The 21,282-nt window shown below is 57.8% G+C and carries 20 protein-coding genes; 7 read left to right on the top strand and 13 right to left on the bottom strand.

What is annotated here, in order from left to right:
* Positions 1-2: 2 nt before the first annotated feature.
* From BLU75_RS04265 to fabB, 4 genes are all read left to right on the top strand, one after another.
* The gene (locus BLU75_RS04265; RefSeq protein WP_373863669.1) at positions 3-914 is read left to right on the top strand and encodes an ABC transporter substrate-binding protein; all 912 of its coding nucleotides are present in this window, start codon (positions 3-5) and stop codon (positions 912-914) included.
* Entirely contained in the window at positions 911-2,812 is a 1,902-nt protein-coding gene (locus tag BLU75_RS04260; protein WP_084381127.1) for an ATP-binding protein, read from the top strand. The genes BLU75_RS04265 and BLU75_RS04260 overlap by 4 nt, the downstream gene beginning before the upstream one ends.
* Positions 2,813-3,060: 248 nt before the next feature.
* Entirely contained in the window at positions 3,061-3,576 is a 516-nt protein-coding gene (gene fabA, locus BLU75_RS04255; RefSeq protein ID WP_003172830.1) for a 3-hydroxyacyl-[acyl-carrier-protein] dehydratase FabA, read from the top strand.
* Positions 3,577-3,587: 11 nt separating this feature from the next.
* Positions 3,588-4,808: a beta-ketoacyl-ACP synthase I gene (gene fabB, locus BLU75_RS04250; RefSeq protein ID WP_084381128.1), complete on the top strand. Its 1,221-nt coding sequence runs from the start codon at positions 3,588-3,590 to the stop codon at positions 4,806-4,808.
* An 85-nt stretch (positions 4,809-4,893) separates the two neighbouring features.
* Here the strand turns inward: fabB and BLU75_RS04245 are convergent, their stop codons facing one another.
* Entirely contained in the window at positions 4,894-5,358 is a 465-nt protein-coding gene (locus BLU75_RS04245) for a DUF3859 domain-containing protein (RefSeq protein WP_084381129.1), read from the bottom strand.
* Positions 5,359-5,441: 83 nt separating this feature from the next.
* The gene (locus tag BLU75_RS04240) at positions 5,442-6,491 is read right to left on the bottom strand and encodes an amidohydrolase family protein (RefSeq protein WP_084381130.1); all 1,050 of its coding nucleotides are present in this window, start codon (positions 6,489-6,491) and stop codon (positions 5,442-5,444) included.
* 95 nt (positions 6,492-6,586) lie between these two features.
* Here BLU75_RS04240 and BLU75_RS04235 point away from each other — a divergent pair, with 95 nt between their 5' ends.
* Positions 6,587-7,003, top strand: coding sequence for an OsmC family protein (locus BLU75_RS04235; RefSeq protein WP_084381131.1), 417 nt, complete (start codon positions 6,587-6,589; stop codon positions 7,001-7,003).
* 64 nt (positions 7,004-7,067) lie between these two features.
* Entirely contained in the window at positions 7,068-7,934 is an 867-nt protein-coding gene (locus BLU75_RS04230; RefSeq protein ID WP_084381132.1) for a pirin family protein, read from the top strand.
* A 100-nt stretch (positions 7,935-8,034) separates the two neighbouring features.
* Here BLU75_RS04230 and BLU75_RS04225 read toward each other — a convergent pair whose 3' ends face one another.
* From BLU75_RS04225 to BLU75_RS04210, 4 genes are all read right to left on the bottom strand, one after another.
* On the bottom strand, positions 8,035-8,763 hold the full coding sequence (locus tag BLU75_RS04225; protein WP_084381133.1) for a dienelactone hydrolase family protein: 729 nt from the start codon (positions 8,761-8,763) through the stop codon (positions 8,035-8,037).
* Between the two features lie 65 nt (positions 8,764-8,828).
* A complete protein-coding gene (htpG, locus tag BLU75_RS04220; RefSeq protein ID WP_084381149.1) occupies positions 8,829-10,733 on the bottom strand; it encodes a molecular chaperone HtpG in 1,905 nt (634 codons plus the stop codon).
* A 90-nt stretch (positions 10,734-10,823) separates the two neighbouring features.
* Positions 10,824-11,288: a PaaI family thioesterase gene (locus BLU75_RS04215; RefSeq protein WP_084381134.1), complete on the bottom strand. Its 465-nt coding sequence runs from the start codon at positions 11,286-11,288 to the stop codon at positions 10,824-10,826.
* Positions 11,285-11,761 (bottom strand): PaaI family thioesterase, encoded by a 477-nt coding sequence (locus BLU75_RS04210; protein ID WP_084381135.1) that lies wholly within the window; start codon positions 11,759-11,761, stop codon positions 11,285-11,287. The genes BLU75_RS04215 and BLU75_RS04210 overlap by 4 nt, the downstream gene beginning before the upstream one ends.
* Before the next feature lie 158 nt (positions 11,762-11,919).
* Between BLU75_RS04210 and BLU75_RS04205 the strand changes: the two genes are divergently transcribed.
* The gene (locus BLU75_RS04205; protein WP_084381150.1) at positions 11,920-12,171 is read left to right on the top strand and encodes a hypothetical protein; all 252 of its coding nucleotides are present in this window, start codon (positions 11,920-11,922) and stop codon (positions 12,169-12,171) included.
* A gap of 191 nt (positions 12,172-12,362) precedes the next feature.
* Here BLU75_RS04205 and BLU75_RS04200 read toward each other — a convergent pair whose 3' ends face one another.
* From BLU75_RS04200 to odhB, 7 genes are all read right to left on the bottom strand, one after another.
* Positions 12,363-13,358: a zeta toxin family protein gene (locus BLU75_RS04200; protein ID WP_084381136.1), complete on the bottom strand. Its 996-nt coding sequence runs from the start codon at positions 13,356-13,358 to the stop codon at positions 12,363-12,365.
* A 251-nt stretch (positions 13,359-13,609) separates the two neighbouring features.
* Positions 13,610-14,350 carry a DUF599 domain-containing protein gene (locus tag BLU75_RS04195; RefSeq protein ID WP_084381137.1) on the bottom strand — a complete coding sequence of 247 codons (741 nt, stop codon included), beginning with the start codon at positions 14,348-14,350 and terminating at the stop codon, positions 13,610-13,612.
* 141 nt (positions 14,351-14,491) lie between these two features.
* Positions 14,492-15,805 (bottom strand): branched-chain amino acid transport system II carrier protein, encoded by a 1,314-nt coding sequence (brnQ, locus tag BLU75_RS04190; RefSeq protein ID WP_084381138.1) that lies wholly within the window; start codon positions 15,803-15,805, stop codon positions 14,492-14,494.
* A gap of 444 nt (positions 15,806-16,249) precedes the next feature.
* Positions 16,250-17,131 carry a succinate--CoA ligase subunit alpha gene (sucD, locus tag BLU75_RS04185; protein ID WP_084381139.1) on the bottom strand — a complete coding sequence of 294 codons (882 nt, stop codon included), beginning with the start codon at positions 17,129-17,131 and terminating at the stop codon, positions 16,250-16,252.
* Positions 17,131-18,297 (bottom strand): ADP-forming succinate--CoA ligase subunit beta, encoded by a 1,167-nt coding sequence (gene sucC / locus BLU75_RS04180; protein ID WP_003190011.1) that lies wholly within the window; start codon positions 18,295-18,297, stop codon positions 17,131-17,133. Before sucC ends, sucD begins: the two co-directional genes overlap by 1 nt.
* Before the next feature lie 202 nt (positions 18,298-18,499).
* Positions 18,500-19,936 (bottom strand): dihydrolipoyl dehydrogenase, encoded by a 1,437-nt coding sequence (lpdA, locus tag BLU75_RS04175; RefSeq protein WP_084381140.1) that lies wholly within the window; start codon positions 19,934-19,936, stop codon positions 18,500-18,502.
* Positions 19,937-20,035: 99 nt separating this feature from the next.
* Positions 20,036-21,256 (bottom strand): 2-oxoglutarate dehydrogenase complex dihydrolipoyllysine-residue succinyltransferase, encoded by a 1,221-nt coding sequence (gene odhB / locus BLU75_RS04170; protein ID WP_084381141.1) that lies wholly within the window; start codon positions 21,254-21,256, stop codon positions 20,036-20,038.
* Positions 21,257-21,282 lie beyond the last annotated feature (26 nt).

Genomic DNA, 21,282 nt, shown 5'->3' with positions numbered 1-21,282 from the left:
GGATGACCACGCTCCGGTGCACCAGGTTCTGGCGCCGCAGCCTGCTGCTCGTCAGCTTGATATTCAGCATGCCCGCCTGGAGTGCGGAAATCCTGCTGACTGCTGCCGAAGACAGCGCGGGAGTGCAAGCGTTTGCTCAAGCCCTCGCGCAACAGCGTCCCAAGGACAACGTCGTCTTCAAACCGCTCAAGGATCTACCCGCGCCAGGCCGCTTACCGGCTGGCATTCGCCTGGTTCTCCTGGATCCGCCAAGCCTCGACTGGCGCCTGCGAGACAGCCAGGGCCCAGCGACGCTGGTGCTGCGCATCAGCCGCCTGCAAGCCCACCAGCGCCTGGGCGATCGCTGGCCAGACAAGATCAGCCTGCTGTGGAGCGACCCGCCACCGGATCGGCAATTGCGCCTGATCGCCAATATCTTGCCGCAGTACCGGCGCATCGGTGTGCTGTATGGCAAGGACAGCGAATTCCTGCTCCGGGAACTGCGCCAGTACGCCGCTCCCCTGGGGCTGGAAATTGTGGCGCAGTACTGGGAAGACACGAGTGACAGCCGCGCGTTGCAGGCCTTGTTCAAACACAGCGATGTATTGCTCGGGTTGGATGACCCTCAACTGTACAACCCGAAAACCGTGAAAAACCTGTTATTGAGCAGCTACGCCCGCCAACTGCCGCTGATCGGACCCAACGCCGGCTTCGTCAGGGCCGGCAGCCTGGCCAGTACCTACAGCGACCAGAACGACTGGCTGAAGGTCCTCGACCGTTTGCTGGATCAGCCGCCCGCCCATTGGCCACGATCGCTGTACCCGGAACATTTCAAAGTCGTGGGCAACCCGCAAGTGGCGCGCTCGCTGGGAATAGAACAGGTGGATGAGAACACCGTCGCGACCCGATTGGCCGAAGGGGAGAAACGCCCATGACCTTGCGTCGCCGCTGGGACATCAATACGCGTACCCAAATCATCACCCTGGGCCCGGCACTTCTGTTGACGTTGCTGTTGATCAGTTTCTTTACCTTTGTGCGAATCCAGGACCTGCGCCAGGAACTGGATCACACCGGCCAACTGATTGCCAACCAATTGGCCCCCGCCACCGAATACGGGGTAATTTCCGGCAACAACGACGTACTCGAAAGCCTGTTGCGGGCGACCCTGGCCACACCGCATGTGCGCTTCCTGGAAATCCAGGACGCCACGGAAAATATCCTGGTGTATGTCGAGCAGTCCTCGGAAAAACAAGACCGTTCGCTATCGGTAAAGGTCTTTCAAGCGCCGATTCGCTTGCAGCATATCCAGCTGGGCAACGACTTTTTCCAGGACAGCAGCGAGCCCCCCAAGGCACCACGGCCTGATTATCTGGGGCGAGTGATCGTCGGCATGTCCAACGATGCCTTCAGCCAGCGCCAACAGGAAATCCTCTTCAAGGCCGCGGTCCTCGCGCTGTTCGCCCTGCTGTTCACCTTCATTCTGGCCCGGCGCCTGGCCGCCAGTCTGTCGCAACCGATCAGCGCCATGGGCAATGCGGTCAAGGCGATCCAGCAAGGCGACTACAAGACGCAGTTGCCCATCGTGGATGACTCCGAGTTGGGGGACCTGTCGCGCCACATCAATAATCTCGCTGAAGGCCTGCACCAGGCCAGTCGCGAACAACAACAGGCCATGGCCCAGCTGATCCAGACCCGTGAAGAGGCCGAGCGGGCCAACAGCGCCAAGTCCGACTTCCTGGCCATGATGAGCCACGAACTGCGTACGCCGATGAACGGCGTACTGGGCATGCTGCAACTGCTCGAAACCACGTCCATGACCGACGAGCAAACCGAGTACGCCGCACTGGCATCGGAATCCACCGAACACTTGCTCAAAGTCATCAACGACATCCTCGACTTCTCGCGTATCGAACGGTCGGCCCTGGAACTGGAACACATCCCGTTCAACCTGCTGGAACTGATCCAGAGCTGTACCCAGTCCTTCCAGCACAGCGCCATACAACGCGGCCTGGTGCTGGAGTCCTCGATTCCGCCGGGCATGGACACCTTGCAGGTCCAGGGCGACCCGACGCGGATCCGTCAGATTCTGGTCAACTTGATCGGCAACGCACTGAAATTCACCGAACACGGCTCCGTCAGCGTCGAACCCCATTGGCAAACCCTCGACCATGAATTGCTGTGGTTCACATGCACGGTGCGTGACAGCGGGATTGGCATCTCGGCCGAGCGTCTGGAATTGATGTTCAATGCCTTCCAACAAGCCGACAGCTCGATTTCTCGGCGCTACGGCGGTACCGGCCTGGGCCTGCCCATTGCCCGCACGCTGGCAGAACGCATGGGTGGCACCTTGCGCGCCCAGAGTGAAGAAGGCCAGGGCTCGGTGTTCACCCTGGAAATCCCTTTGGCGATCCAGCAGCAACGCCTTCCGGTAATTGCCCCGGACGCCCAAGGCAAGGTTGGCGCGGGTGAGGGACGCACGGTATTGCTGGTAGAGGACAACCCGGTCAATCGCACGGTGGTCGAGGCGATGTTGCGCAGCCTGGGGTTCGAGGTGAGCATTGCGACGGATGGTGCCGAAGCCATTCGCAGTGCCGAAAGTCTGGTTTTTACCGCGATCCTGATGGATTGCCGCCTGCCGTTGATTGATGGCTACGAGGCCACGCGACAGATTCGCCGTTTGCCCGGTTGCGCCGATCTACCGATCATCGCTTTGACGGCCAACGCCCTGCAAGGTGACCGTGAAGCCTGCCTGGCCGCCGGAATGAACGATTACCTGGCCAAGCCGTTCAAACGCACGGACTTGCAGCAAATCCTGCAACGCTGGGTGCATTAGATGGGCACCATCAGCCAACTGCGACTGGCGTGAAAGACGAAAGTGCGGCAGTCTTAGGCACCCGGACGGGCCTGTAAACAGGCCAGGTTTAAATTTTCAGTGCACAAGTGTACATTCATGTCCTTGATGCTGTGACTTTCACTACAACGCAATAGTCTACGTGTAGGCTGCCGACGTGAGGCAAGCACGCTTCAGTCGGTCGGGAAGATTTGCCCTACCCTGCCGCATGGGATTATTGAGGAGCTCGCATGACCAAACAAAACGCCTTTACTCGGGAAGACCTGCTGCGCTGCAGTCGCGGTGAGCTGTTCGGCCCAGGTAACGCGCAACTGCCCGCCCCGAACATGCTGATGGTGGATCGCATCACCCATATCAGCGAAGAGGGTGGCAAGTACGGCAAAGGTGAATTGGTCGCCGAGCTGGATATCAACCCGGACCTGTGGTTCTTCGCCTGCCATTTCGAAGGTGATCCGGTCATGCCGGGCTGCCTGGGCCTTGATGCGATGTGGCAGCTGGTTGGCTTCTTCCTCGGCTGGCAGGGTCTGCCGGGCCGTGGCCGTGCCCTGGGTTCGGGCGAAGTGAAGTTCTTTGGCCAGGTCTTGCCGACCGCCAAGAAAGTCACCTACAACATTCAAATCAAGCGCGTCCTCAAGGGCAAGCTGAACCTGGCCATCGCCGATGGTTCGGTGAGCGTCGACGGTCGCGAGATCTACACCGCCGAAGGCCTTCGGGTCGGCGTGTTTACTTCCACTGACAACTTTTAAGGGTTATCCGCATGCGCCGCGTCGTTATCACTGGTCTGGGCATCGTTTCGTGCTTGGGCAATGACAAAGAGACCGTCTCCGCTAACCTGCGTGCAAGTCGCCCTGGCATCCGCTTCAACCCGGAATATGCCGAAATGGGTCTGCGTAGCCAGGTTTCCGGCTCCATTGACCTGCCCCTCGAAGAACTGATCGATCGCAAGATCTATCGCTTCGTCGGCCATGCCGCGGCCTATGCCTACCTGGCCATGAAGGACGCGATCGCCGATTCCGGCCTGAGCGACGACCAGGTGTCTAACGTGCGTACCGGCCTGATCGCCGGCTCCGGCGGCGCGTCAACCTTGAACCAGATGGAAGCGCTGGACATCCTGCGTGAAAAAGGTGTCAAGCGCGTCGGTCCGTACCGCGTCACGCGGACCATGGGCAGCACCGTTTCCGCGTGCCTGGCCACCCCCTTCCAGATCAAGGGCGTGAACTACTCGATCTCCTCCGCTTGCGCCACCAGTGCTCACTGCATCGGTACCGCAGTCGAGCAGATCCAACTGGGCAAACAGGACATCGTCTTCGCCGGTGGCGGTGAAGAAGAACATTGGAGCCAGTCGTTCCTGTTCGATGCCATGGGCGCGCTGTCGACCCAATACAACGAAACCCCGGAAAAAGCCTCGCGTGCCTACGACGCCAAGCGTGACGGTTTCGTCATCGCCGGCGGTGGTGGCATGGTGGTGGTCGAGGAGCTGGAACACGCCCTCGCCCGCGGCGCGAAGATCTACGCGGAAATCGTCGGCTACGGCGCCACGTCCGACGGCTACGACATGGTTGCGCCAAGCGGCGAAGGCGCCATCCGCTGCATGCAGATGGCCATGTCCACCGTTGATACCCCGATCGACTACCTGAACACCCACGGCACCTCGACTCCGGTAGGTGACGCCAAGGAAATGGAAGGTGTGCGCGCGGTGTTCGGTGACAAGGCTCCGGCCATCAGCTCTACCAAGAGCCTGTCCGGTCACTCCCTGGGCGCCGCCGGCGTTCACGAAGCGATCTACTGCCTGCTGATGATGGAAGGTAACTTCATGGCGGGTTCTGCCAACATCGACGAGCTGGATCCGGCCGTTGCTGACATGCCGATCCTGACCAAAACCCGTGAAGATGCCAGCATCAATACCGTGATGAGCAACAGCTTCGGCTTCGGTGGCACCAACGCTACCTTGGTACTGAAACGCTGGCAGGGCAAGTAAGCCTCGCAGGTTGATCATGTGAAAACGCCCCGATTTCGGGGCGTTTTTTTTTGCGGCCGGAAAGCTTGAGCCCTCCCGGGATGCCTCAACGAACGGTAAAACTCTTCTGTGTCAGCAGTCGATCGCCCTGGAACACCATGAAACGCCACTCACCCGGCACCACTTCGTGGTTTTCCGTGAATTCATACGCCATCACATCCTGGGGCGCACCGGGTACCAGTTTCTGGGTCACTTCAAATTTGTCGTGACGCTGGCCATCCGGGGTTCGGATCCCCGGAGTGAAATAGAGCAACGTCAGCGGTGTGTCTTCAGCGACCTTACCAAGCAATTGATAACGCAGACCGAATTTGGTGCCCAGCTTCGCAGGCACCTGCGTGGTGGGCTCGATCTGTTCATTGCTGCGACGCAGCACGCGCTCCCCCGCTTGCAGTTCGGCCTGGGGGCCTTCAAACACTCCATATTCCACCGGGCCTTCGATACGGACTTCGGCGCTGGCCAGGCCGCTGATCATCATCAGCGCCGCCAGGGCGCTTAAACGGGTGAGGTGCATAGTGCGCTCCTTGGTTGAGATGGCGGGAGCTTATGACGTTGGTGTGACGGGACGATGACAAAACCATGCGCGCCTCTCGCGCCTTAAAGAGCTTTAGGCAGAATCGCCAAGAAATTGTCCCGTGCGACCTTTTGCGCGACGTCTTCAGGCAAGGCATCAAGGAAGGGATCAAAGCTGTGCATTTTCTCTCCCAGCTTATTGAAGCGTCCGACCACATCCGAACCAATCATGAAGCGCTCAGGGAAGCGTTCTACCAGCTTTACCCACTCAGGTCGGGGTTTGCCCGCTTCATCCTGCAAATACGGCGTGAGCACGCTCCAGGACAGGTCGATATACAAGTTGGGATAGGCTTCCAGCATCCGGTTCAGGGTCGGCAACAGAAACTCCAGCTGCGTCTGATGGCGATGAATCTCCATGCTCGTGCCGGCATGTGCCCAAATAAACCGGGTGTGCGGATGATTGCGCAGCGGCTCCTCGATTTCGGGCAGGTACAGCGGATTGCGCTCGCGCTTGGAGGTGATGTTGGAATGCAGCATCACCGGCAGGTCGTTCTCGGCAGCCAAGTGATAAATCCGGGTCATGGCCTCATTGTTGGCCCGCGGGGTGTCGCCGGAGGTCAGCGCGGTCAGGTCGTCGTGGCGCGTGAAGACCTCGCCGATGCCCTGCCACAGGCCGGGATTGAGGTCGAGCATGCGCTGGATATGCGCGGCGGAATTCTTGTCGTTGGGGTTGAACCCCGACAGAAAAGGATGAAAGCGTTGGCGCTGCTCGGGGGCCAGTTTGTTGACCGCTGCCGCGACGATCACGTCGGTGGCGCTATACCAATAGGCGTCAGCGTCATCACCGGCGTAATAGCGCGGGCGCTTGGGTTCGTCCTCATGCCATTTTTTCGCCACCGGGACGCCGGAAATCATTACATGCTCGATGCGATTGTCAGCCATGGCCTTGAGCAGCTTGTCCATGCCCGCCGTCTCCTGGAAAAAGTCGACGTAATGCAGGTGTACATCACTGTAGGCATAGTCGCGAGCCAGGACAGCGCAACTGGTGGCGGCGAATAACAGGGCAACACTCAAGCGGGTCCAGGGCACGGGAAACTCTCGAACTAAGGCGGGTAAATGTAGACCGCGCGGCATCCTTCGGGGTTCAGCGAGGAAAAACATGGAACACCCACGTGCCAGCATGCTCTATAACTGCATGTCCTTCATCCTGTCACCTTATGAGGTTTGCCATGCCTGTTACCGTGAATACGCTGAACGCCGAAAACTTCCGCCATAGCGTCCACGTCAATAAACACGAGTTGTTTACCGACCTACCGAAAAGTCTCGGCGGCGACGATTCAGCGCCCTCCCCCCACGACTATTTCGATGCCGCACTTGCTTCATGCAAAGCCTTGACAGTCAGGCTCTACGCCCAGAAAAAAGACATCCCGCTCACTGGCGTAACGGTGGAAGTGACCCACGACAGCGAGGAAGAGCAAAAAGGCAAGTACAGACTCAGCGTCAAACTGACGCTCAAGGGCGTGCTCACCGACGCGCAGCGCGATGAACTGCATCGGGTAGCTGACAAGTGCCCGGTACACAAGCTGATGACCACCGCCGAAATCAGCATCGAGACCCGACTTGCAGAAGGCGCTTTCAGCCAATAACCCCCCTGTCCCGTCGAGCGGGTTATGCTCAAGCCCTCCAGACCCGCTCAGATTGGAATGCACCATGACCACATTGACCGTGATCCACCCTCGTCCCGAAGATGTCGAGGGCCAACCGATCCTGCGTCCGCTGCCTTCAAGGGAGTGTCGCAGCGTCGGGCCCTTCGTGTTCTTCGACCACATGCTTGCAACCCGCTACGCCCCGGGCACCGGCATGAACATTCGCCAGCATCCGCATATCGGTTTGTCGACCCTGACCTATCTGTTTGAAGGCGAACTGCTGCACAAAGACAGTCTCGGCTCCGATCAGCTGGTCAAGGCCGGGGATGTCAGCTGGATGACCGCCGGCAGCGCCATCGCACACGTCGAGCGCACGCCCCAGGCTCTCAAGACCAGCGGCTTCAGCCTGCATGGACTGCAAGTGTGGTTGGCCTCGCCCAAAACGCATGAGCAGGGACCTGGGCATTACAGCCATCATCCGGCCGCGACCTTGCCGCTCAGTGACACCTTGGGCGTCAGTATTCGTCTGATTGCCGGCACCGGTTTTTGTCTGGAATCACCGGTCCCGGTGCTGTCGCCGACGCTGTACGCCCAGGTGCGGATGCAGACGGCGACCACCCTGCTGATCCCCGATGAGCATGAGGAACGGGCGGTGTATGTGCTGGAGGGAGAAGCACAACTGGACGACGAACCGCTGGAGGCGCATAGCCTGGTGGTATTACCCAAGGGCCAGAGCATGGCGCTATTTGCCGAAACCGACTGCCATCTGGTGATCTTCGGTGGCGCACCTCTGGACGGGCCACGGCGGATCAACTGGAACTTTGTGGCGAGCGACCCGGCGTTGATCGAGCAGGCGCGACAACGGTGGGCGGCCGGGGATTGGCCGACGGTGCCTGGTGAAACTGAAAGAATTGAGTTGCCTGTGAGGTAGCATTCGCGAGCAAGCCCGCCGACCGCATTCATCCTGCAGGAATGCGGTCGAATGTGGGAGCGGGCTTGCTCGCTAAGAGGCCAGAACAGGCACTGAAGATTTAGCCCTCGAACACTTCATCCAGCAAGTTATGCATCGACTGGAAGGCCCGCGCAGCGGTTTTCGCGTCGTACATCATCTTGCCCGGCACATTCGCCTGCGGGTCAGTAAACGAATGCACCGCGCCGCCATAACTCAACAGTTGCCAATCCACGCCCGCCGCGTTCATCTCTTCTTCAAATGCCGGCAACTGCTCTGTTGGCACCAGCGGATCGGAGGCACCGTGCAGTACCAGGACTGAGCCCTTGATACGCTTCGCGTCCGCCGGATTTGGCGTGTCGAGGGTACCGTGGAACGAAATCGCGGCCTTCAACGGCGCACCGGTACGCGCCAGTTCCAGGGAGCAGCATCCACCGAAACAAAAACCGAAGGTTGCCAGTTTCGTCTTATCGACTGCTGCTTCGGTTTGCCCTTGCAATTGCTCGAACGCCATTTGCATGCGCGTGTTCAGCAATGCCCGGTCGTTCTTCAATGGCATCATCGCAGCGCCGGCTTCGTCGCCGTTGGCGGGACGAACGGCCTGCCCGTACAGGTCGGCGATCAGCACCACGTAACCCTTGGCAGCGACCGCCCTGGCAATCTCTTCGGCGCCCGCACTGACCCCCATCCAGTTCGGCGCCATCAACAGGCCTGGACGCGGGGTCTTCTGACTCGCATCAAACGCCAGTCGGCTTTCATAGGACTGGCCATCAATTTGATAGATCACGGAACGTACGGTGACTTGGCTCATCATCTTCTCCAGTTAAGGTCACTAGAACGAAAAAACCCGCCGAAGCGGGTTTTTCTACAGCGGTGTTAAACCGACAATTCAACCAACAACTTGTTCAGTCGACGCACATAGGCGGCCGGGTCTTTCAAGCTGTCGCCGGCAGCCAGGGCTGCCTGGTCGAAGAGGATGTGCGACAGGTCGCCAAAGCGCTCTTCACTCTGCTCGCCATCGAGTTTCTCGATCAGCGGATGCGCCGGGTTGAATTCGAAGATCGGCTTGGAGTCCGGAACCTTCTGACCGCTGGCTTCGAGGATCTGGCGCATCTGCATACCCAGGTCCTGCTCGCCGATGGCCAGGATTGCCGGCGAATCGGTCAGACGGTGGGAAACCCGCACTTCACTGACAGCATCGCCCAACGCAGTCTTGATTCGCTCAACCAGGCCTTCCTTGGACTTGGCCACTTCTTCAGCGGCTTTTTTGTCCTCTTCCGAATCCAGGTTGCCCAGGTCCAGATCACCACGCGCCACGTCGACAAAGGTCTTGCCGTCGAACTCGTTGAGGTAGCTCATCAGCCACTCGTCGATACGATCAGTGAGCAGCAGCACTTCGATGCCTTTCTTGCGGAAGACTTCCAGGTGCGGGCTGTTTTTGACCTGCGCGTAGGTTTCACCGGTCAGGTAGTAAATCTTGTCCTGACCTTCCTTGGAGCGAGCCAGGTATTCGGCCAGGGACACAACCTGTTCGCCTTCTTCGCCCTGGGTGGACGCGAAGCGCAGCAGGCCGGCGATTTTTTCCTTGTTGGCGAAATCTTCTGCCGGACCTTCTTTCATGACCTGGCCAAAGTTTTTCCAGAAGCCCTTGTACTGCTCAGGCTCGTTCTTCGCCAGTTTTTCCAGCATGTCGAGGACACGCTTGGTCAGTGCCGACTTCATCGAGTCAATGATCGGATCTTTCTGCAGGATTTCACGCGACACGTTCAGCGACAGGTCGTTGGAATCAACCACGCCTTTGATAAAGCGCAGGTACAGCGGCAGGAAGGATTCTGCCTGATCCATGACGAATACGCGCTGCACATACAGCTTCAGGCCTTTCGGCGCTTCGCGCTGGTACAGATCGAATGGCGCACGGGCCGGTACGTACAGCAGCGAGCTGTATTCCAGCTTGCCTTCGACCTTGTTGTGGCTCCAGCTCAGCGGGTTCTCGTAGTCGTGACCAATGTGTTTGTAGAACTCCTGGTATTCCTCGTCCTTGATCTCGGTACGCGGACGGGTCCACAGGGCGCTGGCGCGGTTGACCACTTCCCACTCCGCGGCAGGCGCTTCTTCGCCTTCCGCCGCGGCTTGTTCTTTCGGCAGCTCGATCGGCAGGGCAATGTGGTCAGAGTATTTTTTGATGATGTTGCGCAGGCGCCAGCCATCGGCAAACTCGTCGTCAGCGGACTTCAGGTGCAGGACGATACGCGTGCCACGCTCAGCTTTCTCGACGGTAGCGACTTCAAACTCGCCCTCGCCTTTTGACGACCAATGCACGCCTTCGCTGGCGGCAAGGCCGGCGCGGCGGCTGAATACTTCAACCTGGTCGGCAACGATAAACGCGGAATAGAAGCCCACGCCGAATTGGCCGATCAAGTGCGAGTCTTTTTTCTGATCGCCGGACAGGTTCTTCATGAAATCGGCGGTGCCGGATTTGGCGATGGTCCCCAGATGGGTGATCACATCCTCGCGGCTCATGCCGATACCGTTGTCTTCGAGGGTGACGGTTTTCGCGTCCTTGTCGAAGCTCACGCGGATTTTCAGTTCAGCGCCACCTTCCAGCCACTCGGGCTTGGACAGCGCTTCGAAACGTAATTTATCGACAGCATCAGAGGCGTTCGAGATCAATTCGCGAAGGAAGATTTCCTTGTTGGAATACAGCGAATGGATCATGAGGTGCAGCAATTGCTTCACCTCGGTCTGGAAGCCCAGGGTTTCCTTTTGAGTTTCCACACTCATGGTCATCAAACTCCAATATGGATGGCAATGGCCGCCCCCTTGAGGGTTGGCGACGGGTTGTCATCAAAGTTGGGGGCTAAGACCAGGATTTCAAGGGCGGCTGTACTCCGGGATTTTGAAATGGGCACGGGCGGTGGCGATAGGTTCAGCCTGGGTGCTTTGCCAGGCGGTGATCGCGACATTGGCCACCCGTCGCCCCTGACGCCACACCTGGCATTTGGCGTAAGTGTCGCGCAACTGCCCGGCACGCAGGTAATCCAGGGAAAAATCGATGATCTTCGGCAGGCTTGCCTGCGTGTCCGGCGCGCCGATGAATACCAACAGATGCAGGGCTGCCGACAGCTCCATGAAGCCTGCGATCACCCCGCCATGGATTGCCGGCAATATAGGGTTACCAATGTTGTCCTTGTTGGCTGGCATGCAGAACAACAACTCGTCGCCCTGGCGCGTGCATTCGATGCCAATCAGCCTGGCATAGGGAATCTGATCGAGCAGTGTCTTGTAGTCACCACGTCGGTGCGCCTGCTCCATACGCGTCCTGAATTGATGAGTCATGCCCGCTCTCCCTTGACCACACTGCCCAAACCCTGTGCGCCCTTGAGCCGCTTGCCCATGCGCATGAACGTGCCCACCACATGGGCAATCGGTCGCTCTGGATCATCCTGATAGGCAACACCACGGGTAAAAATCACATCCGTGGTCACGCGATAACATTGAGCGAAACCGAACACCGCTTTGTGAGGCTCGGCCTGGTGCATGTAATCAATGCGCAAGTCCAACGTCGGACACACTTCGAACTCCGGCAGCACACACAAAGTGGCCATGCCACAGGCCGTATCCATCAACGAGGTCAGCGCTCCGCCGTGGATCACCCCGGTTTGCGGATCGCCGATAATATCCACGCTGTAGGGCAACAGCAGCGTCATGCCATCGAGATTCGCGTCATGTACCTGGATACCCAGCACCTGACAATGGCGCAAGGCCGAAACGAAGCGTGCGGCACGCTCTAAAATGGGCTTGTCAGTCATTTGATAAAGACTCTTATTAGTGTTGCCTCGGTAAAAAAATCATCACGAAAGAGGGTGCCATAGCGAAATGCCTTATATATCTTTAAGACCGAAGGAACTAATACGCGCACCCTATGCTCGAAAGGCCAGTAGATATCTTCAATAAGGAGAAACACCCCATGCGCAAGACTTTCGCTGTTTCCTTGATGTTGGCCGCTGCCCTTGGCCTCGCTGCCTGCGATAAAAAATCCGAAGACAAAGCTCAGGATGCCAACCAACACGCTGAACAAGCTCAAGAAAAAATGAGTGAAGCTCAGGATAAAGTGAACGACGCTGCAAAAGAAAACGCCGAAGCAGCCAAAGCCCAAGCCGAATCTGACGCAGCCGCGGCTAAAGAAACTGCTCCTGCTACACCTGCAACCGGTTCTTGAGTCTGACGACTTCAACAGCCATGTTGTGAAAGCACGCCCGTCCTGAGGAAATGTTGGTAACGTCACTGCTGTCGCGTTGCCAGTTAGTCAGGAGCCGGGATAAAAAATGCCCCAGTCGTTATGACCGGGGCATTTTTTGTCGAACATTCAGGCCAGGCCGTTTACCCTGCCTGCCCTTGATAACCTGCGAATCAAACGTTGTTGCACCTTAATTCCGGGTTCCTGAACTGCAAGTTGAACGCCACCAGCGCCGCCAGCTTTTCAAACAAACCTGACGGGTCGGTCTGACTGCTAGCCCTTCCGCGCTCGATAGCCTCGACAATTTCGTCAGCTGACACCTTGCCGGAGGATTGATAGTAGGTTTCTGCGCCGCGACCGCGCACGACTACTTCGTGCAGTTCGGGCAGCAGCCTGTTCAGCTTCTGCGGATCGGTCAGGCTTGTATAGGCATCCTCATGATAGTTCATGGGTGTGCATCTCGCGCCCTCGGCAGAGTTGCTTCCTTGATTGATGTTTTTCAGGCCGGACTCATACCTGGAAAGAACCCCCATCGTACTGGTGGCTTTATCCACCGCCAGAATAGTCAAGGAAACATGATAGCCATTGTCCCTGGAAGACTTGACCAACTTGAACATTTCATCGTCTCGGGTATTGATGGATTCTTGCACCACCATGTTCAGTCGGTTATCAAAACCATAGTTTTTTAACCCTTCGACCAAATAGCGCGCAGTTTCCTTGCTGCCGGGCACTGTGCCGGGATATCCCTTGCAGGCCTGCGCCGAATAGCCCGGCACAAAACGTTTAAGGTCGTCGTAATCAATAATTAGAGCACCGTCCAGCTTTTCCGAAATACGGCTGGTGGCGGTTGACTTGCCGGCACCCATTTGGCCGGTAATGATGTGCATCTGCGGGTGTTTGCGGGGGGTTGCATGGGCTGCCAGTTCTTTAATAGCCGCGGTCAATATCCGACTGTTCTGTAGATCGTCGGCTGGCATGACCTGCCGAGGATCTGTCGTCACTGCGACCTGACGCAGCTCATGAAAACTATGGCACCTGCCTTGGCTTCCCAGGCGCGCTTGTGGCGCAGCACTCAGGCTGCGCGTTTGCTCTCTGGATGGGTGGTCAATAACAGCATGGGCGATATAAGTTGTATTTGCCGATCCTTGGGAAACAATCATATTGTTCATGCCACCGCAAAGTAGTTGAAAGAGCGGCGATTTTTACTTGCTAAAAACACATCGGTCAAGCTACCGAAAAGCGCGGATATAGATATAAATATTTCAGCAACCAACTGTATGAAATTTCTTGCCGGGTAAGCATTTCAATTATTTCGACATATATTATTTTTCAATATATAACTTCAGGATGTTCATCGCTACGTCCAACGCCAACCCCCAAGACTGCCCCTTAACCGCAATCAACACACCAGATGCGATAGTCACGACGTCGTATCTTTGGTCGATTCAGGCAAGGGTGCCTCTGTAGGGGTATAGACCATCACCTCCAGAACGTCGGAATGAAATTCCCGGCGGTACAACACCAGCACGACGCCTGCACTCATCAGCATGAACAGCCATGGGCTGATAAACCAGGCCAGCATGGTCATGCCGAAATAATAGGAGCGCAGGCCAAAGTTGAACTGGTTGGCGGCCATGGAAATGACGCGCGCTGCTCGAGAGGCAAATGCCTTGCGCTCCTGCTCCGAGACAAGTCGTTCGCCGACCATCGGCGCCGAGCCCACCAGAATTGCCGCAAAGTTGTATTGACGCATGCACCAACTGAACGTGAAGAAGGCATACACGAAGACCAACGCCAAACACAGTAACTTGATCTCTGACATGCCTCGGGATGCTTGTTGCACCATTGGAATATCCGCCAGCAACGATACCGCCCGCTCAGACGCACCCAGCACGGTTAAAATACCGGCAAGAATAATCAGGGTGCTGGAGGCAAAGAACGACGCGTTACGCTCCAGATTGCCAATCACGCTGGCATCAGCGATGCGGTTGTCGCGCAACAGCATCCGACGCATCCAGTCTTCACGATAAAGGTGCAGGACGCTGGCCAGGCACGCGGTATCCCGCGCTTTCCAGCTGGCGTAACGGGTGTACCCACCCCAGCAGATGACAAACCAGAGCGCGGCAAGCAGGTGAATCAGGTTGGCTTCGACGAACGACATGCGGTTCCCTATAGGCATTGGCGAAATGACTCTGTGCCTGTTCGACGTTAGCTCAGAGAAAAAGACACTGCCTGTCGTCCATAAAAAATGCCCCGGATCGTTTGATTCGGGGCATTTCAGTGTCAGCTGGGGACAGATATTTTAGGCAATGGCTTCGCTGCGCTTGCCGAGCATCCGGTCAATGACCACAGCCACCACCAACGTCATCACCGACGGCACCAGCCAGGCCAGGCCCTGATCGCTCAGCGGCAGATGAGCCAGTTGCGTCGGCATCCAATGCGTCAGGCCTGCGCCTTTGAGCGCGTCAATGCAACCGAAGATGAACGACACCAGCATGACCGGACCGACAATACGCCCTTGCTCTTGCCAGAAGTCCTTGCAGAAGCTCAGGGCCACCAACACGATGCAAGGCGGGTAGATCGCGGTGAGCACCGGGATCGAGAACGCAATCAGCTTGGTCAAGCCGAGATTCGACACCACCAGCGAGAATACTGCGAGGATCACGACCAGAGTCTTGTAAGACAGCGGCAGCACACGGCTGAAATACTCGGCGCAAGCGCAGGTCAGGCCTACCGCGGTCACCAGGCATGCCAGGGAAATCAGTACCGCCAGGAAGCCGCTGCCCAGGGAGCCAAAGGTGTGCTGAACGTAAGCGTGCAACACTGCCGCGCCGTTAGCCGCGCCCGCCGCCACTTCGTGGCTGCTTGAGCCGAGGCGAAACAAGCTGATGTACACCAGCGCCAGGCCAACACCGGCAATCAAACCGGCAATGATCGCGTAGCGAGTGATCAACTGCGGTGACTCGACACCACGAGAACGAATGGCGTTGACGATGACGATACCGAATACCAGCGCGCCAAGGGTATCCATGGTCAGGTAACCATTGATGAACCCCTGGGAGAACGGTGCCGCCACGTACTCGGGCGTCGCGATCCCTACATTACCGGCCGGCAGCGCAAAGGCCGCGATGCCGAGTACCGCCAGGGCGATGATCTTCAAAGGCGCCAGGAAACGGCCCACTGTGTCCAGCAAACGCCCTGGGTACAAGGAAATGAAGAACACCAGCAGGAAGTACACCGAACTGTAGAGGAACAGCGCCAGCGGGCTTTCGCCGGTCAAGGGTGCCAGGCCTACTTCAAAAGACACCGTCGCGGTACGCGGGGTAGCGAACAACGGCCCGACCGCCAGGTAGGCAACCGCGGCCAGCAAGCCACCGGCGAACTTGCCGATGGGGCTGCTCAACGCATCCATCCCGCCACCGACCTTGGCCAGAGCGACAACGGTGACGACAGGCAAGCCGACGGCGGTAATCAGGAAGCCCAACGCCGCCATCCAGACATGAGGTCCGGACTGCAAACCGACGATAGGCGGGAAGATGATATTGCCAGCGCCCACGAACAGGGCAAATGTCATAAAGCCCAACGCCAGGATATCCTGGCTTTTCAACACTTTCATTTGAGGAAATACCACACTACTGAATCGGAATTTAGAGGGGGATTCCCTATGGATGAGGGAACTGCTGCCAACCCGGATGGGGGTCGACCGTTCTAGCGTGCAGCTTCTTTTTGGGAGGCGGACGCATAAAGAGGCGGCAAGGTTACCGAATTCGCCTGACAAACGCACTGTTGCGGTGCGGACTGTCCGATAAGCGACATTGTAATGTCGCGTTTTCGTACGATTCGAGCCTTACACGCCACCTGTAGGAACGAGCTTGCTCGCGAAAAAACCGACGATAACGCGTTCCTTCCGGTTTAACGCGGTGACCCGGAGTACTTCGCGAGCAAGCTCGCTCCTACATAATTTCGGTGAGCCCAAAAAGATAATTCTGGTGAGTCCATAACGCACAAAGGCCACCCGAAGGTGGCCTTTGTGTGGTGAAGCGTCAGCTAAGCGCGAAGCTTACTTGACTGCCCAACCCGTCAGCTCGGCCAGGGCCTTGCCGATGTCTGCCAGCGAACGCACGGTTTTAACACCTGCGTCTTGCAGCGCAGCGAATTTTTCGTCCGCAGTGCCCTTGCCGCCAGAGATGATTGCGCCAGCATGGCCCATGCGCTTGCCCGCAGGAGCAGTCACACCAGCGATGTAGGAGACAACCGGCTTGGTCACGTGTGCCTTGATGTAGGCAGCCGCTTCTTCTTCAGCCGAACCGCCAATCTCACCGATCATCACGATCGCTTCGGTCTTCGGGTCTTCCTGGAACAGCTTCAGGATGTCGATGAAGTTCGAACCCGGGATCGGGTCACCGCCGATGCCGACGCAAGTCGACTGACCGAAACCGGCGTCAGTGGTTTGCTTCACAGCTTCGTAGGTCAGGGTGCCGGAACGCGAAACGATACCGACCTTGCCTGGCAAGTGAATGTGACCTGGCATGATGCCGATCTTGCATTCGCCTGGGGTGATCACGCCTGGGCAGTTAGGGCCGATCAGGGTAACACCCAGCTCGTCGCACTTGACCTTGGCATCCAGCATATCCAGGGTAGGAATGCCTTCAGTGATGCACACGATCAGCTTGATGCCGCCGAATGCTGCTTCCAGGATCGAATCCTTGCAGAAAGGAGCTGGAACGTAGATCACACTGGCGGTAGCGCCAGTTTGAGCAACAGCGTCTTTCACGGTGTTGAACACTGGCAGGCCCAGGTGCTCGGTACCGCCTTTGCCTGGCGTTACGCCGCCAACCATCTTGGTGCCGTATTCGATGGCTTGCTGGGTGTGGAAACTACCTTGCGAACCGGTAATACCCTGGCAGATAACTTTGGTGTCTTTATTGATCAGGACGCTCATTATTTGCCCTCCGCAGCTTTGACAACTTGTTGAGCAGCGTCGGTCAGGCTGGTTGCAGCGATGATGTTCAAACCGCTTTCTGCCAGTACTTTAGCGCCCAGTTCAGCGTTGTTGCCTTCAAGGCGAACAACAACCGGGATTTTCACGCCGACTTCTTTCACTGCACCGATGATGCCTTCGGCAATCATGTCGCAACGAACGATGCCGCCGAAGATGTTGACCAATACTGCGGCGACGTTGGAGTCGGACAGGATGATCTTGAACGCTTCGGTAACGCGTTCCTTGGTAGCACCGCCGCCCACGTCGAGGAAGTTGGCAGGTTTGCCGCCATGCAGGTTGACGATGTCCATGGTGCCCATGGCCAGGCCAGCACCGTTGACCATGCAGCCGATGTTACCTTCCAGGGCTACGTAGTTCAGTTCGAACTTGGCAGCGTGCGCTTCGCGCGGATCGTCCTGCGACGGATCGTGGAAAGTCTTCAGCTTAGGCTGACGGTACATGGCGTTGGCATCGATGTTGATCTTGGCATCGAGGCAATGCAGATCGCCGTCAGCCTTGATCACCAGCGGGTTCACTTCCAGCAGGGCCAGATCGTGATCCTGGAACAGTTTGGCCAGACCGACGAAGATCTTGGCGAACTGGGCAACTTGCTTGCCTTCCAGACCCAGCTGGAAAGCCAGCTCGCGACCTTGGAATGGCTGAGCGCCAACCAGTGGATCGATAGTGGCCTTGAGAATTTTTTCCGGGGTTTCGTGAGCGATCTTCTCGATGTCCACGCCACCTTCGGTGGAAGCCATGAACACGATGCGACGGCTCGAACGGTCAACGACAGCGCCCAGGTACAGCTCTTTAGCGATATCAGTGCACGATTCAACCAGGATCTTGGTGACTGGTTGGCCATTGGCATCAGTCTGGTAGGTCACCAGACGCTTGCCCAGCCACTGCTGTGCGAAGGCTTTGGCGTCTTCTTTACTGCGAACCAGCTTGACGCCGCCCGCTTTACCGCGACCACCAGCGTGGACCTGGGCTTTGACAACCCACTCGCTGCCGCCGATTTTGTCGCACGCTTCTGCTGCTGCTTCCGGGGTGTCTACTGCGTAGCCCTTGGAAACTGGCAGGCCGTATTCAGCGAACAGCTGCTTACCCTGATACTCGTGAAGATTCATGCTTTTTACCGTCTTCGTTAGGTACTGCGCATTCGGCGCTGCGCTCTTTATGAGTGCCGCGCCACCTGTGACTGCTGCTTGCCCAGCTCCACCGCCCTAAGGCCTGCAAAGCTGCGCAAGGCTGCGTCCAGCGGATATTCCGCGGTGAGTCTTGCGCGCAAGGCTCACGACGGGCAACCGCCGTGGTTTCTTATTATCTCGATTAGCGCTTTTTCTTGTTGGCGATGTGGATGGCATGGCCATTCACTGCCAACGCGGCTTCATGCAGCGCTTCGGACAACGTCGGATGGGAGAAGACCATCATACCGATGTCCTCGGCACTGGTGCCGAATTCCATACCGATTGCGCCCTGCTGAACCAGTTCCGCTGCGCCTGGGCCAATCACATGGACGCCCAATACGCGATCAGTCTTGGCATCAGCGATGACTTTGACAAAACCACCGGTGTCGTTCGCTGCCATGGCACGGCCAGAAGCGGCAAACGGGAAGGTGCCGACGTTAACTTCAACGCCTTCAGCTTTCAACTGCTGTTCGTTCTTGCCGACCCATGCAATTTCCGGATGGGTGTAGATGACCGACGGGATCAGGTCGTAGTTCATCTGGGTCTTGTGACCCTTGATGCGCTCAACCACCATGATGCCTTCTTCGGACGCCTTGTGTGCCAGCATCATGCCGCGGACCACGTCACCGATGGCGTAGACGCCTGGAACGGTGGTCGCGCAGTAGTCGTCAACGTGGATGAAGCCACGCTCATCGATGGTCACGCCACAGTCGGAGGCCAGCAGGTCAGTGGTCACCGGACGGCGACCAACGGCAACGATCAGCTTGTCGAAAGTGATGGTCTGTTCGCCATCCTTGTCGGTGTAGGTCACGACAACTTCTTCGCCGTTGACCTTGGAACCGGTCACACGAGCGCCCAGCTTGATATCCAGACCTTGTTTGGTCAGGGTTTTCAGCGCTTCTTTGGACACTGCGGTGTCGGCAGCCAGCAGGAACGTGTCCAGGGCTTCCAGCACGGTCACTTCGGAACCCAGACGGGACCAGACCGAACCCAGTTCCAGGCCGATCACACCAGCGCCGATCACACCCAGGCGCTTTGGAACCGATTGGAATTCCAGAGCGCCGGTCGAATCAACGATCACGTTCTGATCAACTGGAGCCGGTGGAATGTCGATTGGACGGGAGCCTGGCGCGAGGATCACGTTCTCGGCTTCGATGATTTCAGTCGAACCGTCGGGCTTGGTGATTTCAACTTGCTTGCCGGCCAGCAGTTTGCCGTGACCTTGCAGGGAAGTGACGCCATTGGCCTTGAACAGAGTGGCAACGCCGGAAGTCAGGCCTTTAACGATGTTGGCCTTGCGGCCGACCATCGCTGGCACGTCCATGGTCACGCCAGCGTGGTTGATGCCGTGGATGGCAAAACCGTCCTGGGCTTCGTGGAACTTCCAGGAGCTGTCCAGCAGCGCCTTGGACGGAATGCAACCAACGTTCAGGCAAGTACCGCCGAGCGCCAGTTTGCCTTCCTTGTCAGTGTATTTTTCGATGCAGGCAGTCGAGAGGCCCAGCTGTGCGGCCTTGATGGCGGCAACGTAGCCACCAGGGCCCGCACCAATCACTACAACGTCAAATTTCTGAGACATGAAAATAGATCCTCTATTTAGCGGCAAGCTTCAAGCTTCGAGCTGCAAGCCAAGCTGCTTTTCTTGCAGCTTGTAGCTTGCAACTTGAAGCTGCTTCAATCAAATATCCAGGAGCAAGCGAGCCGGGTCTTCCAGCAGGTTCTTGATGGTCACCAGGAACGTCACGGCTTCTTTACCGTCGATCAGGCGGTGATCGTAGGACAGTGCCAGGTACATCATCGGACGGATCACGACTTGACCGTTGATCGCCATAGGACGCTGGATGATGTTGTGCATCCCCAGGATCGCTGCTTGTGGCGGGTTGACGATCGGCGTCGACATCATCGAACCGAAAGTACCACCGTTGGTGATGGTGAAGGTACCGCCGGTCATCTCATCGATGGTCAGCTTGCCGTCACGGGCTTTCTTGCCGAAGCTGGCGATGCCGCCTTCGATTTCAGCCAGGCTCATCAGTTCGGCGTTACGCAGAACCGGCACTACCAGGCCACGGTCGCTGGATACGGCAACGCCGATGTCCGCGTAACCGTGGTACACGATGTCGCTGCCGTCGATGGAGGCGTTGACTGCCGGGAAGCGTTTCAGCGCTTCGGTGGCCGCTTTCACAAAGAACGACATGAAGCCCAGGCGCACGCCATTGTGGGACTTCTCGAACAGATCCTTGTACTTCGAACGCAGCGCCATGACTTCGGTCATGTCCACTTCGTTGAAGGTGGTCAGCATCGCCATGTTCGACTGAGCTTCAACCAGACGCTTGGCCACAGTGGCACGCACGCGGGTCATCGGTACACGCTTCTCGGTGCGGTCGCCAGCGGCGAACACTGGAGCAGCGGCAGCCGGGGCAGCAGCCTTGGCAGGCGCGGCAGCCGGAGCGGCTTTCTTGGCCTCGACCGCGGCAACCACGTCTTCCTTGGTCACACGACCGTCTTTGCCCGTGCCCTTGACGGAAGCCAGGTTGATACCATTCTCTTCAGCCAGCTTGCGAGCGGCAGGCGCGGCGATAGCATCTTCGTCAGCAGCAGCCGGAGCGGCGGCTGGGGCAGAAGCAGCTGCAGGAGCGGCGGCGGCCGGAGCTGCAGCAGCGCTGCCCTCTTCGATCGAGCCCAGAACCTGGTTGGACAGAACGGTGTCGCCTTCATTGGCAACGATTGCGCCCAGCACGCCGTCGGCTTCGGCCAACACTTCGAGAACGACTTTGTCGGTCTCGATGTCGACGATCAGGTCGTCACGCTTGACGGCCTCGCCTGGTTTCTTGTGCCAGGTGGCAACGGTGCCATCGGCAACCGATTCCGGGAATGAGGGGGCTTTGATTTCGATAGCCATTATCTGTGGTCCTTAAAATTCGGTTT

Origin of the sequence: Pseudomonas mucidolens (genome assembly GCF_900106045.1) — a bacterium.
GTDB classification, from domain to species: Bacteria; Pseudomonadota; Gammaproteobacteria; order Pseudomonadales; family Pseudomonadaceae; genus Aquipseudomonas; species Aquipseudomonas mucidolens.
The sequence above is the reverse complement of the archived record's forward strand: the minus strand, read 5'-3'. Positions and strand labels throughout refer to the sequence as shown.